The organism is Lysinibacillus sp. NPDC093216 (genome assembly GCF_050280325.1).
In the GTDB taxonomy this organism is placed as follows: Bacteria; Bacillota; Bacilli; order Bacillales_A; family Planococcaceae; genus Lysinibacillus.
The window spans coordinates 148,632-164,614 of sequence record NZ_JBNNVB010000007.1; the positions used below are offsets into that span (position 1 = coordinate 148,632).

The 15,983-nt window shown below is 34.5% G+C and carries 18 protein-coding genes; 15 read left to right on the forward strand and 3 right to left on the reverse strand.

Translation table 11 applies throughout. The features are described 5' to 3' along the window. Nucleotides 1-60: 60 nt before the first annotated feature. The 12 genes from ACQKOG_RS10730 to ACQKOG_RS10785 all read left to right on the forward strand — a co-directional run bounded on the left by ACQKOG_RS10730 (nucleotide 61) and on the right by ACQKOG_RS10785 (nucleotide 9,562). Complete coding sequence (locus ACQKOG_RS10730; protein WP_427446310.1) at nucleotides 61-750, forward strand: glucosamine-6-phosphate deaminase; 690 nt, start codon at nucleotides 61-63, stop codon at nucleotides 748-750. A gap of 181 nt (nucleotides 751-931) precedes the next feature. Next, nucleotides 932-1,801: a LysR family transcriptional regulator gene (locus ACQKOG_RS10735; RefSeq protein WP_402869147.1), complete on the forward strand. Its 870-nt coding sequence runs from the start codon at nucleotides 932-934 to the stop codon at nucleotides 1,799-1,801. A gap of 135 nt (nucleotides 1,802-1,936) precedes the next feature. Then, nucleotides 1,937-2,599, forward strand: a complete 663-nt coding sequence (locus tag ACQKOG_RS10740; RefSeq protein ID WP_370082298.1) for a response regulator transcription factor — start codon at nucleotides 1,937-1,939, stop codon at nucleotides 2,597-2,599. After that, nucleotides 2,596-3,639: a sensor histidine kinase gene (locus ACQKOG_RS10745; protein ID WP_370082300.1), complete on the forward strand. Its 1,044-nt coding sequence runs from the start codon at nucleotides 2,596-2,598 to the stop codon at nucleotides 3,637-3,639. The genes ACQKOG_RS10740 and ACQKOG_RS10745 overlap by 4 nt, the downstream gene beginning before the upstream one ends. 47 nt (nucleotides 3,640-3,686) lie before the next feature. Continuing rightward, nucleotides 3,687-4,463, forward strand: coding sequence for a multicopper oxidase domain-containing protein (locus ACQKOG_RS10750; RefSeq protein WP_427446327.1), 777 nt, complete (start codon nucleotides 3,687-3,689; stop codon nucleotides 4,461-4,463). Between the two features lie 23 nt (nucleotides 4,464-4,486). Beyond that, complete coding sequence (locus ACQKOG_RS10755; protein WP_427446329.1) at nucleotides 4,487-5,203, forward strand: multicopper oxidase family protein; 717 nt, start codon at nucleotides 4,487-4,489, stop codon at nucleotides 5,201-5,203. A 207-nt stretch (nucleotides 5,204-5,410) separates the two neighbouring features. Next, nucleotides 5,411-6,148: a sulfite exporter TauE/SafE family protein gene (locus ACQKOG_RS10760; RefSeq protein WP_370082304.1), complete on the forward strand. Its 738-nt coding sequence runs from the start codon at nucleotides 5,411-5,413 to the stop codon at nucleotides 6,146-6,148. A 93-nt stretch (nucleotides 6,149-6,241) separates the two neighbouring features. Next, on the forward strand, nucleotides 6,242-7,147 hold the full coding sequence (locus tag ACQKOG_RS10765) for an aminoglycoside phosphotransferase family protein (protein ID WP_370082306.1): 906 nt from the start codon (nucleotides 6,242-6,244) through the stop codon (nucleotides 7,145-7,147). A gap of 224 nt (nucleotides 7,148-7,371) precedes the next feature. Next, nucleotides 7,372-7,695, forward strand: a complete 324-nt coding sequence (locus ACQKOG_RS10770) for a YnfA family protein (protein WP_427446332.1) — start codon at nucleotides 7,372-7,374, stop codon at nucleotides 7,693-7,695. 171 nt (nucleotides 7,696-7,866) lie between these two features. Then, nucleotides 7,867-8,382: an RNA polymerase sigma factor gene (locus tag ACQKOG_RS10775; RefSeq protein WP_370082310.1), complete on the forward strand. Its 516-nt coding sequence runs from the start codon at nucleotides 7,867-7,869 to the stop codon at nucleotides 8,380-8,382. Further along, nucleotides 8,372-8,977 (forward strand): zf-HC2 domain-containing protein, encoded by a 606-nt coding sequence (locus ACQKOG_RS10780; RefSeq protein ID WP_370082312.1) that lies wholly within the window; start codon nucleotides 8,372-8,374, stop codon nucleotides 8,975-8,977. The genes ACQKOG_RS10775 and ACQKOG_RS10780 overlap by 11 nt, the downstream gene beginning before the upstream one ends. A 177-nt stretch (nucleotides 8,978-9,154) precedes the next feature. Continuing rightward, entirely contained in the window at nucleotides 9,155-9,562 is a 408-nt protein-coding gene (locus tag ACQKOG_RS10785; RefSeq protein WP_427446399.1) for a GNAT family N-acetyltransferase, read from the forward strand. Nucleotides 9,563-9,653: 91 nt separating this feature from the next. Here the strand turns inward: ACQKOG_RS10785 and ACQKOG_RS10790 are convergent, their stop codons facing one another. Then, nucleotides 9,654-10,412, reverse strand: a complete 759-nt coding sequence (locus ACQKOG_RS10790; RefSeq protein ID WP_427446335.1) for a class I SAM-dependent methyltransferase — start codon at nucleotides 10,410-10,412, stop codon at nucleotides 9,654-9,656. 339 nt (nucleotides 10,413-10,751) lie between these two features. Here ACQKOG_RS10790 and ytaF point away from each other — a divergent pair, with 339 nt between their 5' ends. The 3 genes from ytaF to ACQKOG_RS10805 all read left to right on the forward strand — a co-directional run bounded on the left by ytaF (nucleotide 10,752) and on the right by ACQKOG_RS10805 (nucleotide 13,395). After that, nucleotides 10,752-11,384 (forward strand): sporulation membrane protein YtaF, encoded by a 633-nt coding sequence (gene ytaF, locus ACQKOG_RS10795; RefSeq protein WP_427446337.1) that lies wholly within the window; start codon nucleotides 10,752-10,754, stop codon nucleotides 11,382-11,384. Nucleotides 11,385-11,700: 316 nt separating this feature from the next. After that, the gene (locus ACQKOG_RS10800; protein ID WP_370082318.1) at nucleotides 11,701-12,354 is read left to right on the forward strand and encodes a DUF1232 domain-containing protein; all 654 of its coding nucleotides are present in this window, start codon (nucleotides 11,701-11,703) and stop codon (nucleotides 12,352-12,354) included. A 102-nt stretch (nucleotides 12,355-12,456) separates the two neighbouring features. Beyond that, entirely contained in the window at nucleotides 12,457-13,395 is a 939-nt protein-coding gene (locus tag ACQKOG_RS10805) for an LCP family protein (RefSeq protein ID WP_427446339.1), read from the forward strand. Between the two features lie 152 nt (nucleotides 13,396-13,547). Here the strand turns inward: ACQKOG_RS10805 and ACQKOG_RS10810 are convergent, their stop codons facing one another. Next, on the reverse strand, nucleotides 13,548-14,312 hold the full coding sequence (locus ACQKOG_RS10810; protein ID WP_427446341.1) for a hypothetical protein: 765 nt from the start codon (nucleotides 14,310-14,312) through the stop codon (nucleotides 13,548-13,550). 152 nt (nucleotides 14,313-14,464) lie between these two features. Continuing rightward, nucleotides 14,465-15,847, reverse strand: coding sequence for a Na+/H+ antiporter NhaC (nhaC, locus tag ACQKOG_RS10815; RefSeq protein WP_427446343.1), 1,383 nt, complete (start codon nucleotides 15,845-15,847; stop codon nucleotides 14,465-14,467). Between the last annotated feature and the right edge of the window lie 136 nt (nucleotides 15,848-15,983).

Here is a 15,983-nt window from a genome sequence, read left to right on the forward strand (position 1 = left end):
CTGGTAAGATGAGCTACAAGTATAGGTGTTTTAACGAAATTGAGTAAAGGGGATAGTGAGTTGAAATTAGAACGTTATTCTTCTAGAAATGATTTATACGCTCGTGCAGTAGACATTATAACGAATGTAAAAAATGACGGTGCTATAACGTTCGGTCTAGCTACAGGTGGTACAATGGAACCGCTTTATTCTAAAATCTGTGAGACTGAGGTTGATTTTTCCGATTGTATTAGCTTTAATTTAGACGAATATGTTGGATTAAGTGCTAAACATGAACAAAGCTATGCATATTATATGGATACACATTTATTTCGTCATAAACCATTTAAAGAATCCTATTTACCGAATGGTTTAGCTGATAATCCTACAGAGGAAGCTGCACGCTATGAATTGCTATTACAACAGAATCCATTAGATTTCCAATTGCTTGGTATCGGACAAAATGGCCATATTGGTTTCAATGAACCTGGAACGCCATTTGATTCATTGACACATCTTATAACGCTTGAACAATCAACCCGCCAAGCAAATGCACGCTTCTTTGATTCAATCGATGGAGTTCCAACACAAGCTATAACGATGGGGATTCAATCCATTATGCACGCAAAATGCATTTTGTTAATCGCAGTTGGAGAAGCAAAACGGGATGTATTACAACGTGTACTTGCTTCTGAATATACTGAAGAGGTGCCAGCAAGTGTTTTAACAAAGCATCCAAATGTTGTGATTTTAACAGATTTACAAGAGTAGGGAACAGGTCCTCATACGTCCGACTAGTCAGCTACTAGTAGACGAGGTAATAAGCAGTTGAAGATACAAGAGATTGTAGCTTCAACTGCTTTTTTTTATTTCTGTAAGTGTTTTGTAGAAAAGGTTTCAAGACGTAAATAGAATTCGATATAATGAATAAAAAAACTAGAGAGGCATGTTTATGGAAACAGAATGGTTACGAACTTTTATAGTTGCTGCGAAAACAGAGAATTTTCGTGAGACGGCAGAACAACGTTTTATAACACAATCAACTGTATCGAAGCATATTCAACATCTAGAAAAAGAACTACAAACAACACTTTTTGAACGACAAGGGAAGAATGTGAAATTAAATCATATCGGTGTTCACTTCCTTCAACACGCTGAGAAAATGATGGCAACGATTGATGAAGGATTACAAAATACTAGATCCTTTTTGAATGGTTATACGTCCCAGTTAACGATTGGTGTTTCACCACAAATTGCTAATTCTACATTGCCTGCAATCATTCATACATTTCAACAGCAAAACCCTGCTATTCAATTAACGATCGAACTGTTAAAGTCCAATGAAATCGGAGAAGCGGTATATGCAGGCAAAGTAGATATCGGTTTATCAAAATTAACATCGACACGTGACATCCACACAGTCCTTCTCGCCCAAGAACCACTTCATTTGATTGCTCCGATATCAAAAAAGGCGACAGATGCACAGACTCTATTACAGCAAGAAACTATATTAACACATGAATATGCACCTTATTGGCAGGACATACAACAAGTACTACAACAATTCCAAAGCTATAAAAGTATGAATATTAATCAAACAGAGGTTATTAAAAACTTTGTTAAGCAAGGATTAGGGATTGCCTTTTTACCAAAGAGTGTAATTGAGGCTGAATCTCATCAGCAATTGCTTCATAGCTATTCGTTAAAGGAATGCGCCCATATTGTTTCGAATACCTATTTTTTAACGAAATATGTAACTGCGGATATTGAGGCGTTTTTAGCAGTCTGTCATCTGATTTACAAAGACGTTATTAGTGATTAATATGAGAGCTAGAGAGTAGATGTTCTTTCATTAAAGGGCAATTAGATTGAGTAATAGTATGAATGAAGCGCTTTTACTGTTTTTATTGTTTATAATATTTTTGAATCTCTTATACAAAGTTGGTGTAATTGAAAAATGAAAGTGTTACTTGTAGATGATGAAGAAAAGATTACTGAGGTATTGTCATCTTATTTTGAAAAAAACGGAGATCATACATATATTGCGCATACAGGAGAATCCGCAATTCAAATGATCGATCAAATACCTCTTGATATGATTATTTTAGATTTAATGTTGCCGGATATGGACGGAGAGGATATTTGCCAATATGTAAAATCAAATTACGATATTCCGGTGATTATGCTTACAGCAAAAATCTCTATTGATGATAAGGTAATTGGATTTGAAATGGGTGCAGATGACTATGTAGTTAAACCATTTCATCCTAAAGAAATATTAATAAGAGCTGAAAGGTTGTTACCTAGTTCACATAAAAAACAAATTATTATTTTAGGACAGTTGGAATTCCATAAAGATGAGAGAAAAGTATTTGTAAATCATCAAAGTATTCAGCTCACGCCACATGAATTTAGCATTTTACTATTACTGGCTGAAAATCCTAAAAAGGTTTTTAGCAGGGATGATATCATTCTAAAAATATATAGTTTTGATTTGAACATAAATCCACGTATTGTGGATCAGCATATTAAAAATATTCGTAAAAAAATGAAGGAAGAGTACATCCAGACTGTTTTTGGTTTGGGATACAGAATAAATGAAAAGGTTATAAATCAATGAAATTTCATATAAAAATTGCCTTAATTATAGCTATCTTTTCTACAAGCATACTTTTATTCATCACAGGGATATTACTTTATAAAGGTCATGAACATTTGATGATGCTTCATATTACAGATTCTAAAGAATTAATTCACCACTTTGACATGGCATTAAGGGAAACAGCAATGTGGTCATTAGGCCTTTTGCTTATTTTTATAGTAATTTCTAGTTTGTTAATTGCAAAAACATTAACGAAGCCTATCCAAGAACTGAATCACTTTGCGTTAAGACTAGTGCGTGGAGACCGTCACTTAAAGATAAGCTATACGATTAATGATCAAATTGGTCAATTAGGTAAATCACTGATGAAACTAGATGAAACGTTAAACGCTTATGAACTCCGTCGTAAAGAAATGACACAGGATCTTGCGCATGAAATTCGTAATCCATTAGCCTCGATTAAAAGCTACTTGAGTGCATTTGAAGATGGGATTTGGACAGCTACTCCAGATCGTTTGAAAGCATGTGTTGAGGAAATTGATAGGCTAACTCTTCTTGTTGGAGAATTGGATACATTAAATGATATTAATAATCCTACATTTAAGGTCATGATGAAAGAGCAACCGATTGCTAATGTAATCGAAAAGTCTGTTATTATGTTGGCAAGTGGATTACTTGAAAAAGAAATACAAGTAGAATTGGATTTAGACAAAACAATCAATGCAAAGGTAGATGCCTTGAGATTGAATCAAATTCTACACAATATTATAAAAAATGCAATGTACCATGTTCAAAAAGATGGCATGATATTAATCAAATTATTTAAAGAAAGTGACGATTATATAATACTTGTACATGATAATGGAATTGGTATGGATGAAGAAATAAGTAAAAAAATCTTTGAACGAAATTACCGAGTGGAAAACCGATATACTGGCAACGGTATTGGTATGACAATTACCAAAAAGCTAGTGGAAGCACATAACGGTACAATTTCCGTCAAAAGTGAGAAAAATATAGGAACAACATTTTGTATACAAATGCCGTTTTCTACATAATTCCTACACAACTGTTCTATATACTTTAGGTGAAAGGAATGGTTGACATGAGGAAAATAGCATTAGCAGCAGGTATTATTGCAAGTTTGGGCATACTTGGGGCTTGTAGCCAAGGGAAAAGTAACGATATGAAGGACATGGATCATTCCCCTATGAAGATGGAGGGTATGGAACACTCTTCAAAAGATATGAAAGACATGGATCATGACAAGATGAAGGACCATGAGAGTCATAGCAATGTCGTAAGTTTAAACAATTCGACAGGAGTAAATGAAGTAAAAGTCCCTGCTGAACTTAAAAGTAATAAAAAGGATGAAGTTGTATACACAGTTAGGGCACAAAAAGGAAAAACAGAAATATTCGATGGTGTTCAAACAAATACTTATGGGTATAACGGATCGTTTCTCGGACCGATGATTCGTCTTGAAAAAGGTGAAACTGTAAAGATTAGAACTATCAATGAACTTGATGAGAATACAACTTTTCATTGGCATGGACTAAAAGTGTCAGGGGAAAAAGATGGAGGGCCACAAAGCATTCTGAAACCTGGAGAAGAAAAAACTCTTGAATTTAAAGTGAATCAGGAAGCAGCAACGCTATGGTTCCATCCCCATCCACATGGAAAAACGGCTGAACAGGTATATAACGGGCTTGCAGGCTTAGTTTATATTGAAGATGATCATTCAAAAAGTCTTGGATTGCCAAATGATTATGGAAAGAACGATTTCCCTTTGATTTTCCAAGATAGAATATTTGATGATAAGAAGCAATTGAATTATAGCGCCACAATGAACACAGACGGAACGATTGGAGATACATATTAATTAATGGAACGCTCAATCCTAAATTGACTGTAAACAAAGAGAAAGTGCGCCTTCGTTTATTAAATGGATCTAATGCGAGAAATTATACCTTTAAATTGAATACAGAGGATTCATTTTTTCAAATCGCAACAGATGGTGGTCTCTTGAATGAACCGGTTTCTTTAAAAGAGATTACACTAACGCCATCCGAAAGGGCAGAAATCGTAGTTGACTTTTCAAAAATGAAGGACGTTAAAGACCTAGCTTTAATAAATGAGGATGGTTCTGTCCTTTTACCATTTGTAGTTACTGATCAAAGTGGAAAGACGAGTATGCTCCCTAAAAAATTAAATGATTTATCATTAGAAGGTAAAGAAGTAGATCTACCTGTTACAAAAAAAGTGGAACTCTTTGGAATGATGGACATGGTCACGATAAACGGAAAGAAATTTGATCCGGAAAGAATTGATTTTACCCAAAAACAAGGTGTTACTGAGGTATGGGAAATTTATAATAAGCCGGATATGATGGGCGGCATGATTCATCCATTCCATATTCATGGAGCACAATTTAAAGTAATCTCACGTGATGAGAAAAAGCCACCTGAAAATGAACAAGGATGGAAGGACACAATCTCCGTAAAACCAGATGAGACAGTAAAAATAGCTGTACAATTTAAACATAAGGGCATCTACATGTTCCATTGTCATATTTTAGAGCATGAGGATAATGGAATGATGGGTCAAATTCAGGTGGATTAATGCTTATTTGTGTTTTGATTAAAATCCTGTGTTAATTTTTTGATACAGGATTTTTCTTTTATGTTCTTGTAGTGAAAAGATATTTTTTTACGAGCGGATATTGAGGCAATTTAAACAGTTTGTCATCTGATATACAAAGAAACAGTAAATAACTTGAGGTACTAAATCTGTAATCGTACTTTAATAAAAAATAGAAGGTGTTTTTAGATGTATAGTTTAATGTCCAAAATAAGCCAATTCATTAGTGACCCTATTACAGTATTTTTGAACTCCTATGAACATTCTCCTTTCATTGTTGCGATTCTTCTTGGTTTAATAGGCGCTTTAGCACCTTGTCAATTAACGGGGAATATAAGTGCAATCACTTTTTATGGAAATCGGACATTTCAAACGAAAAATAATTGGCAAGAAATTGTATTTTTTATTCTAGGGAAAGTTGTTGTATTTAGTTTAATAGGTTTCTTCGCCTGGCTTTTCGGTCAGTCCTTTGAAACTGAGATGACTCAGTATTTTCCTGTTTTTCGCAAAGCAATTGGTCCAATCATGTTCATAACAGGGCTCGTGCTAATTGGAATTTTAAAATTGAAATTTCTAAATCAAATTCCTAAGTACATTCCGGCAGTTATAAAAGAGGGGAAATTGGGCTCCTTTCTGATGGGGGCTAGTTTTTCAATAGCCTTTTGCCCTACGATGTTTGTGCTATTTTTCGTGTGGTTAATGCCAACAGTCGTAAGCTCTTCGTATGGGGTAGTTTTACCGGCCATTTTTGGAATAGCAACTTCTGTACCACTACTAGTGATGCTGGGGCTTATTCATTTTTTTGACGCAAAAAGATTCATTATGCGTACAAGCATGAAAATGGGACGAGTGATTCAAATTGTAGCGGGTGTTATTCTGATTATTATAGGGGTAGCAGATACGATTACATACTGGGGATTGTATTAAAGAGGAAGAAGCGCCTTTGCCCCTATACGCTACAGAGCATTTAAACATCGAAATTGGAGTTGCATTCCATATTTTATCTAAAGGAGGGAATACATGATTGAACAATTATTGAAAGAGATACCTTTGCTAAAAGATTATCGAGAGTGGAAGAGAATTAATAAGGGGTTTTCTTCAGATGAAAAGTATTTCATTTCTCTTAAAAATAGTAATGAAAAATATATGATAAGATTTTTTCCAATTAATCAATTTGAAGATAGAGAAAAGGAGTTTGCAATATTAAAAACAATTGGGACTTATACAAATAAAGCAATTAAAGCGATTGAGATTGGGGAAATTCAAGGTCGAGGTTATATAGTAACTACTTATATTGATGGGAATGATGTTGAAGCTGAATTGTTAGTATTAACAGAAAAAGAGCAATATCAATTAGGTTTTGAAGCAGGGCAAGAGCTTTTGAATCTACATAAGATACAAGCACCTAAACATATAGAATCATGGTATGAACGAAAAAGTCTAAAGCATAAAAAATATGTAGAGGCATATCTAGCATGCCCAATAAAAATTGATCAAGATGAAAAAATCCTACAATTTATAGATAATCATATGTTGTTGATGGAAAATCGCCCTAATATCTTTCAACATGATGACTATCATCCAAGTAATTTAATTGCACAGGAAGGGAAATTAAACGGAATTATTGATTTTGGGAGATATGATTGGGGTGATCCGATTCATGAATTTTTGAAAATCGGTATTTTCACACGAAATATTAGCGTTCCTTTTTCCATTGGTCAAATAAAAGGTTATTTTAATGGTGAAGAGCCAAATGATGAATTTTGGACTTTGTATAGTCTATATTTAGCCATGTGTGTATTTTCAACAGTTGTATGGACATTAAAAACAATTCCAGAAGATATGGATAATATGCGAAATAAAATTAGTATCTTCCTAGATGATCATCAGTATTTTAGTAATGTAAAACCAAGTTGGTATACATAAAACACAGACAGTTATTACGATTCTCCTTCTAACAGGAGAAAGGGGAGTTTAGTAAATATAGCGATATATACAACTTACAATATCTCGCATATCTCCTGTTAAAAAACAACCTTCTGCTTATGGTTGCCCAGGAGGTAAGCTGAATTTTTTGATTTTATTAATGGTAACGTGCTTTTATGTATAATAGAGTAGATACTGAAACATATACAGAAAGAGTGAAAAAAATGATTAGTGCAACATTATTATTTATCCTCGCAGGAATGGGCGAGATAGGGGGCGGCTATTTAATTTGGCTTTGGTTAAGAGAAGGTAAACCATTTTATTGGGGAATTATAGGCGGGATTGTGTTAGCTTTATATGGAGTTGTCGCTACTTTTCAGTCCTTCCCAACCTTTGGAAGGGTCTACGCTGCCTATGGAGGTGTCTTTATCGTCCTATCTATTTTATGGGGATGGGGAATCGACGGGAAAAAACCAGACAACTTGGATTTCGTTGGAGCTGGTATTTGTTTAATTGGTGTTTTGGTGATTTTAATACCTCGTTCATGATAGATAGTATGTTTTTATAACCTTCACAATTTGAGTAAAATCATGATTGTGAAGGGTTTTTTATTTTAAATTAAAAATTTAATTTAAAAAAATAAAAATTTTTGTAACGAATCTTCTTTAAAATCTATATATAAGTATCCACCGTTAAAAGTAGAGAGAGGAGGGAGGAAAGTGGAGGATTTAAGTGAAATATACAAATCTTATGCAGATGAAGTAAAGCGGTTTCTTATTTGTTTAACAACTAACGTGGATTTAGCTGAGGAACTAACGCAAGAAACTTTTTATCAAGCTGTAAAGTCAATTGACCGATACAATGGTGAATGTAAGATGTCTGTTTGGTTATGCCAAATTGCAAAGCATACATACTATAACCATTTAAAAAAGGAAAAACGTTATAGCCATAGTAGTGTAGAACAAATGTTGGAAGTGGGGTTGGATGTTCCATCTAATTCGGAATTACCAGACGTAGAGCTTGCCAATCGTACTACATTTATTTCCTTACATAGAGAAATTCATCAATTAAAAGAACCGTATCGTGAAATATTTTTACTTAGAACTTCCGTCAATCTTAGTTTTAAGGAAATTGGAGAGATATTCGATAAAAGTGAGAACTGGGCAAGGGTAACGTATTATCGAGCTAAATTAAAATTAGTAGAAAGGGTCCGAGGTGATCATGATGAATTGTAATATTATAAAGGATTTATTACCCTCATATATTGATGGAATTTGTAGTGAAGATACTACTAAAGTTGTCGAGGAACATTTACATCATTGTGAAGAGTGTCGATTGTATCTAGAAGTGATGGAGCAGCCAACAAATGATATTCTGCCAGAAGAAGTTATAATCGCAAAAGCACCATTTAAAAGAATAAATAAAAAGCGTCGTATTCAAGTTTTAATTTCCATTTTGATTACTTTTATTATTACAATTATAGGCTCTTTTGTTGTTCAAGAAGTGGGAGCTGTGCATAATTTCTTTTTTCCAAAGAATATGACAACTGTATATGTAACAGATGATAAGGAAGAGTGGAATGCAGTATATTTCGACAATAAAGAGTATTTTAAGTTTGATAGTATATTTTGGAACAAGGAAATCGTTAATGATGCAAATAATGACGGTGAAGTACTTCTAAGAATTAAAGATGCAAATGGTCAAGTTATAGTAGACGAATTTCACATTTCGCCCGGGAAAAGCAAGAAATTGGAGGGATTAAAGAAGAACGTAAACTATTACCTCGAGATTAAAGCTAAAAAAGGCGAATTTTTCATTAATGTAGTTTGAAATATTATTAGTTACAAAGTTATTTAACGTAAAAGTCATTGAAGAAGGATTTATAGAATTTGAATCGAATATTTTATAGTAATCCCAGAAATGTTTGGAGGTCGCAATTTTGCTACTTTATTTTTGAGATATATCATCCACCTAAAAATTTAAAGAAAATTTAGGAGCTGATATATGATGATATACAAAAATTCTCTTGATGGAATTTCTTCTGAAATGTTGAATGGCTTTTTTGTAGATTGGCCGAATCCACCTAATCCACAAACTCACTTAAAGCTGTTAACAAACAGTAGTAAGGTGGTCATTGCTTTAGATGATTATACGAATCAAGTAGTTGGATTTATAACAGCGATTAGTGATGGAGTTCTATCTGCTTACATTCCGTTCCTTGAAGTTTTGCCAGAGTATAAAAATAAAGGTATTGGCAAGGAATTAGTCAAACAAATGTTAAATGAACTTGATGATATCTATATGGTTGATTTGTGTTGTGATGATGACTTAGTTCCTTATTATGAGAAGTTTAGAATGATAAAATCAAACGGGATGCTCGTTAGAAATTACGAAATGCAGTCTGGAATTAAATAAACATAAAGAAAAACGCTTGGATATTTCCAAGCGTTTTTACGTGCTTCGTTACTCATCGAAGCTTTCTGTGATTTCATTTGTGAAATGGCTGTTATTTTTTTATTGCAACAAAGCGTAATCTGCAATAATCAGCAACCCATTGATGATCCTGATAAAATTTTGGCTTTAATAATTCTTCACATTTCTCATAAATCTGTTCTTTTTCAGTTTCTGATAAATGTTTTAGCATATTATTACTGAACATCACTAGCCAATTACGTAACCCATCCTCGCCTTGAAGGGGTGTTGGGCGCTCATATAGCGTAATCATTTCAACTGTAAATCCAGCGCCTTCCAACTTCGCCTGATATTCTTCTAAAGTTGGAAAATACCATGGGAAATAATCCTCGATATAAGAAAATTTTAATTCCTCCATACTTTTTTGCAGTGCCCAAACAATAGAAGCAATATTACCGTGTCCACCCATTTCAGCGACGAAACGCCCACCTTGTTTTAGTGCATTGTAAATATTTTGAATGACTTCATTCGGCTGTTTCATCCAATGTAATGCAGCATTTGAAAAGACTGCATCGAATTGATTTGTCATCTGAAGTGCGGTAGCATCCATTGTGTGAAAAGTAATGTTTGGGTATTTTTGCTGTGCAGCGATAATCATGTCATGGGAAGCATCAATCCCTTGAACATTGGCACCAAGAGCTGCAATTTCATGGGCTAAATCACCTGTGCCACAGCCCATATCTAAAATTTCCTCATTTTTTTGTGGTGTAAGCAGATCTATTAAGCTCCCTCCAAATTTTGCAACAAAGTCATGCTTTTGATCATATAAATCGGCATTCCATATTGTTGTCATTTCCCTCATTTCCTTTCTTTGAGCTTACCAAAGAGTTTAATTGAACAGAAATGCGTAAAATGATCAGTTTTGATTCCATATTGGAATATAGAAGGGATAAGCGCTGTAATAATGCGATACCGCCTTCGAAAATACCCATTGACTCAATCGGTTCATTGAAAGCCCCTGCTGGAATGTAATCAACCTCACGTTATGCTGATAGCCAATATTTTTTTATTAATTCGCATACTTTATTGTGTTACTAAGATAATGTTGTTTTTTTGTCAACGTTTTTCGGATAAATAGGCACCATTTGTCAATACGAGTAATATGATATAAAAAAATAAGGGATGTGGTACGGTGAATTGGTTAATCATTTTGGCTTTTACTTTTTCTTCCAGCATTGACAATTTGGGTGTCGGTCTTTCTTACGGAATTCGTAAGATAAATGTTAGATTTGATAAAAATATTTTAATCACGGTTATTTGTTTTCTTATGAGTATGGGAGGCATTTCATTTGGTGTATGGATGTCAAAAATTCTTCCAGGTATGCTTCCTGTGATCATTGGAGCGTTATTATTATTTATCATCGGAATTCGGATAATTCTGTTGGCTAAACCGCGGAAACAAGAGACTTCAATAGTGGATAGTAACAATGAAATGCAGTCCAATAATGTTCAAGGTATTTTAAGAAATCCCGAGGAAGCTCATTTCAATAAGTCTGGGGAAATTGGATGGGGAGAAGCTGTACTTCTCGGTATTGCCTTATCGGCAAATGCACTTACGAATGGGGTAGGTGCAGGTTTACTCGGTCTTTCGCCGCTTGTCATCTCGATACTTGCTGCAATTGGGAGTTTTATTACTGTTTGGTTAGGTGTCAGTTTAGGAAGTAAAGTAGCAGATGTTCGGATCGGCACATTTACTGTAGGTCAATTTGGAACAATTATTAGTGGAGTAATGTTGTTAATAATTGCTTTTGCAGCATTCTTTTAACTTCTTTAGTGGACGCAATTATGTGTCGGGACTTAAATGGTTTATGTGTTGACAAAATGTCAACGTAATTATACACTTCTTGAGAATGATAATTTAACATATTTCAGAGGGTGTTCAAACATTTGTACTTGTCGCTACGCTTTTGGTACAAAAGACATCCGCTGAAATAGAGGAACTCAGTTCTAAAAACGCCACGTCCTGTGGCATTTATTTACAAAGCCTCCGGTGGATGTCACGGAATTATGCCGAGGTATAATTGATTTATTAGACGACTGCTTTAAGTCACGTTAGTCACCGTAAGAAGGGAGAATCGAAAATGGCTGAACAGAGTAACAGTAATACTCTAGGTTTATTACTGAGACAGTTATTGAAAGAACGTTCATTATCTATGCGGAAGTTTAGTGAACTCACTGGAATCGATACAGCTACGATCTCACGGATAATAAATGATAAGAGAAAAGCGACACCACAACATTTAGAAAAATTTGCTGACTGCCTTGAAGTTCCTTTAATCAATCTTTTTGAAGCAGCAGGATACCCGATTGAACAGAAACAAGAAGAGTCAGATTCAGATGATATTCATACGTCTGTTGATGCAATACAAGCTCTTCTTAAGTCTTCAAATGTTTACGATAATGAATTTTCGGTGTCCAATGTTGAACAGAAACTTGAAAGCTATGGATTATATGCGCAAACAGAAGAAGGTAAAAATACGATTCTTAAGGATTTTGACGAAAAAATTAAGAGTGTAGGAAGCATTGGCCCTTTTATAAACCAATTAAAAGAGTTATATGGAAAATTCACATCGGGGAAAGGAACACTTTTTGAACTAACTTTAATTGGAAGTACATTATTATATTTTATTATTCCAGTAGATGTAATACCGGATTATTTATTTCCTATTGGTTATTTAGATGATGCAATAGCTGTACAGCTTACTACAAAGGCGTTACTAAATAGAATAACTTAGATTTTAACTTCTTTTAGCGTGCGCAAACATCCGCTGAAAGAAGTAAAAGCCTCCGGACGCAATGATACCGTGGCATAATTGAAATGATAGGTGGATTGATTTATGAGAAGAAGCAAAAAGAGCCGTAAATGGCTAAGGAATTTGTTCTTAGCATTCGCATTAGTAATCGTAGCAGGGATTATTTATGGGGTTTACCAATACAATAGTGGATTGGCTATGGCAGACGACAGTCATATAAACGATAACGAAAAGGCGTTTGATCCATTTGAAGGTGCGGATGTGCAATTTGGTCAGATTAATGTGCTATTAATAGGCAGTGACGCTAGAGATGAGGATGGTAGATCGGATAGTTTAATGATTGCACACTATGATCAAACGACAAATGATGTCAAACTTGTTTCGATTATGAGGGATACGTATGTCGACATCCCAGATTACGGAATGAATAAAATAAATGCTGCTTTTGCTTTAGGAGGTCCTGAACTTGTAAGGAAAACAATTAAGCAAAATTTTGATATTGATGTAAATTACTACGCTCTCGTGGATTTTAAAGGATTCCCTAAACTTATAGATCTTTTAGCACCTGATGGGATAGAGGTTGATATTCCTTATGAAATGTCTCATGGAATTGGTATGACATTACATCCTGGGGAACAAGTTTTACATGGTAACGAGTTATTAGGTTATGTACGATTCCGCCATGATCGTTTAAGTGATTTTGGGCGAGTGGAACGCCAGCAAGAGGTTTTAGGTAAGGTGAAAGAACAAATCGGTGTTTCAAGCTTAATGAATTTGCCAAAAATACTTGGCGTTGCAGATTCCTACATTGATACAAATGTAGATAATAAAACGATCCTTACAATTGCAAAAGGGATTGTAAATGGAAAATCTAAAGATATTGACACTTTACGAATTCCTGTTGCAGATGCTTATGAAGACAAACGTGTCGATGTAGGTGACGTTTTGGATATTGACTTTGATAAGAACAAACAAGCATTAGAAGACTTTTTATCATCAAAGGACAATGGGAAAAATGACTAAGAGACTTGATGAGACAAAAGGTAACAATATAATTAAATAGTCAGCAGGGCAAAAATTAGAGTATGTTTTGAAAAATTATTTCAAAACATACTCTTTTGTTATTTTATGTTTTAATTGAGGTTCTTATATCTTGTAGTTAAAGTAAAGAAAGGTTATTTAGCAATATGAATAACAGTTAATTTCATTTTTTGATTATCTGGATTTAATTCATATTGTTCCCCAGACTTTGTAGTAATTGTTGCTGCTTCGCCTGTATACTTTTCATCCATATAAGCGAAGACAAAATTCTCAGTTTCAATAGAAATCATTTCACCAGCTTTACCTTCGACAAAATGTTGTAAACTGTATCCAGCTGTACTATATGTAAAAACAGCAATGGTTGGTGAATCATCGACTTCTAAAGCAAAAACAGTTAATCCATCTCCGTTAAACCAAAAATCTTTTTTTGTAATGAGAGGTATATTTTTATCGAGTGTATATTCTTCAAAAAGGTTAAATTCAATCACCTTCCATAGATTCTCTTGTGTAGGGTATTCCTCTTTTGTCCATGTAGAGACTTGCGTAACTTTTCCGTGTTTATCAACTCTAAGATTGACGCCAATTTGAGGTGTTTCCATTGCATGCACACTAAACTGACCAACTGTATAGCCAGGCTCAAAATGCTCAGGCGTTACCGAAAATTGTTGATTAGGATGTGTTTGGTTCAAATAAGCTTCTAATTGAATATACCTTTCTGCATGAGTTTTGATTTTTAAAGTAGGATAGTAAACAATATAGCTTATATAACTGATAATCAGTAGAATAATAATAGCTAATACGCATTTTTTTCGTTTTCTAAAAATGAAAGCGATTAGTAAAATAATGATTAATAGAGCAAGAGCAATCACGCTAAAATAAATTGATTCAGCTGGTGTCAATTCTATACCCCCTCGAATAAAACCAGTTATTATTTTTAGCATAGCAGAAGAAAGTAAGATAAAACACATAAAGTCGTTAAATATCCATTTAAAGTCAAAATTATAGAGGGAGATAGAAAAAAGGTAGCTGACGAATTCATCAGCTACCAATCTTATTTTTCAAGCTTTGTTAATGTTTTACCGCTCCAACCAAAGATAATCGTCAAAATTGGTCCGAGTAGACAGAAGAAGGTAAATGGCAGATAAGTTGTTGTTGGAATATCTAGTACACTAGCTATGAAAATACCACAAACACTCCACGGAACAAGAGGATTGACTACAGTACCTGCGTCCTCCATAACACGGGATAAATTTTTAGGGGCAAGTCCAACCTTCTCAAATTGTGCTTTAAAAGCTTCCCCAGTAAGTAGGATAGATAAATACTGCTCACCAATTAATGTGTTAACACCAATCCCCGTAATAGCAGCTCCTGTAATGACAGAGCCAGCACTTTTAAAGAGGCTCTCTACCTTCGCTAAAATACTTTGAATAATGCCGAGCGTAAATAATAGACCACCCATTGTTAATGCTAATAAGACTAAGGCAATTGTAGATAGCATACTGTTCATACCACCACGACTCAGTAATGCATCCACGTCTTTATTCTCCGTAGTAGATACATAGCCTTCAAAAAGCATTTTAAAGACATTTGAGAGTGCAATCGGTTCTTGTATGTAGGCAAGTCCAACACCAAGAATTGAGACGACTGCGAGTGTGATAAGTGCAGGCGCTTTATAAAAAGTCATAATAACAAGAACAACAATTGGCAATAATGTATACCAATGAATAAGACCAGTTGACAGTAATCCATCTTTAAATTGCTCAACTGTTTCAAATGAAGTATTTGCTTCTGTTGGCGATAATATTGCATAAAGAACGAATGAGATTGCGAATGCTGGAATCGTTGTCCAACCCATATTTTTAATATGCTCGAAAAGATCGACGACAACCGTACCAGATGCAAGATTGGTTGTATCCGATAACGGAGACATTTTATCGCCAAAGAAAGCTCCTGAAACAATCGCACCAGCTGTTATCGCTAAAGAGATGTCCATTGCACCGGCAATTCCCATAAAGGCAACGCCTACAGTTGCTACAGTAGTTAAAGAACTACCAACAGAAACACCAACGATACTACAAATCAAAAATACGATTGCAAAGAAAAAGCTTGGTGTAACTGTTAAAAAGCCGTAGTAGATAAGTGTTGGAATCGTGCCACCCATAATCCAACTCGAAATTAAAATGCCAATAAAGAAGAAAATAAAAACTGCCCCAAGTCCAGCACTTGCACCAGCAATCATACCAGTTTCAAGCTCACGAAAAGGAACTTTTTTTAGTAATCCATAGGCAATTAAAAGTGAAATGACAAGAAAAATAGGTATATGGGGTGTTGCTTTTAAATACCCAATACTGACTGCCATCGTGGCAATTATTAATATAATTATAAAGCTTGCCTCAATAAATCGAGGGTTACTCTTAGCTTCTATTCGAAACATGCTAATCCTCCTACTAGTTACTTCTTCGCTTCAACGCGGTGAAGCCTAAAAGAATTATAGCACGCTAATAAATTTTGTCAATTGGCTGATAAATTTCGCCGATGAAATCGATAGTATTTCTCCTTGGTGATTTTTT

Coding starts and splice junctions, on each gene's coding strand:
- ACQKOG_RS10735 (WP_402869147.1), top strand. CDS start 932: ATGGAAACAGAATGGTTACGAACTTTTATAGTTGCTGCGAAAACAGAG.
- ACQKOG_RS10740 (WP_370082298.1), top strand. CDS start 1,937: ATGAAAGTGTTACTTGTAGATGATGAAGAAAAGATTACTGAGGTATTG.
- ACQKOG_RS10745 (WP_370082300.1), top strand. CDS start 2,596: ATGAAATTTCATATAAAAATTGCCTTAATTATAGCTATCTTTTCTACA.
- ACQKOG_RS10750 (WP_427446327.1), top strand. CDS start 3,687: ATGAGGAAAATAGCATTAGCAGCAGGTATTATTGCAAGTTTGGGCATA.
- ACQKOG_RS10760 (WP_370082304.1), top strand. CDS start 5,411: ATGTATAGTTTAATGTCCAAAATAAGCCAATTCATTAGTGACCCTATT.
- ACQKOG_RS10765 (WP_370082306.1), top strand. CDS start 6,242: ATGATTGAACAATTATTGAAAGAGATACCTTTGCTAAAAGATTATCGA.
- ACQKOG_RS10770 (WP_427446332.1), top strand. CDS start 7,372: ATGATTAGTGCAACATTATTATTTATCCTCGCAGGAATGGGCGAGATA.
- ACQKOG_RS10780 (WP_370082312.1), top strand. CDS start 8,372: ATGAATTGTAATATTATAAAGGATTTATTACCCTCATATATTGATGGA.
- ACQKOG_RS10785 (WP_427446399.1), top strand. CDS start 9,155: ATGATATACAAAAATTCTCTTGATGGAATTTCTTCTGAAATGTTGAAT.
- ACQKOG_RS10790 (WP_427446335.1), bottom strand. CDS start 10,412: ATGACAACAATATGGAATGCCGATTTATATGATCAAAAGCATGACTTT.
- ACQKOG_RS10800 (WP_370082318.1), top strand. CDS start 11,701: ATGGCTGAACAGAGTAACAGTAATACTCTAGGTTTATTACTGAGACAG.
- ACQKOG_RS10805 (WP_427446339.1), top strand. CDS start 12,457: ATGAGAAGAAGCAAAAAGAGCCGTAAATGGCTAAGGAATTTGTTCTTA.
- nhaC (WP_427446343.1), bottom strand. CDS start 15,847: ATGTTTCGAATAGAAGCTAAGAGTAACCCTCGATTTATTGAGGCAAGC.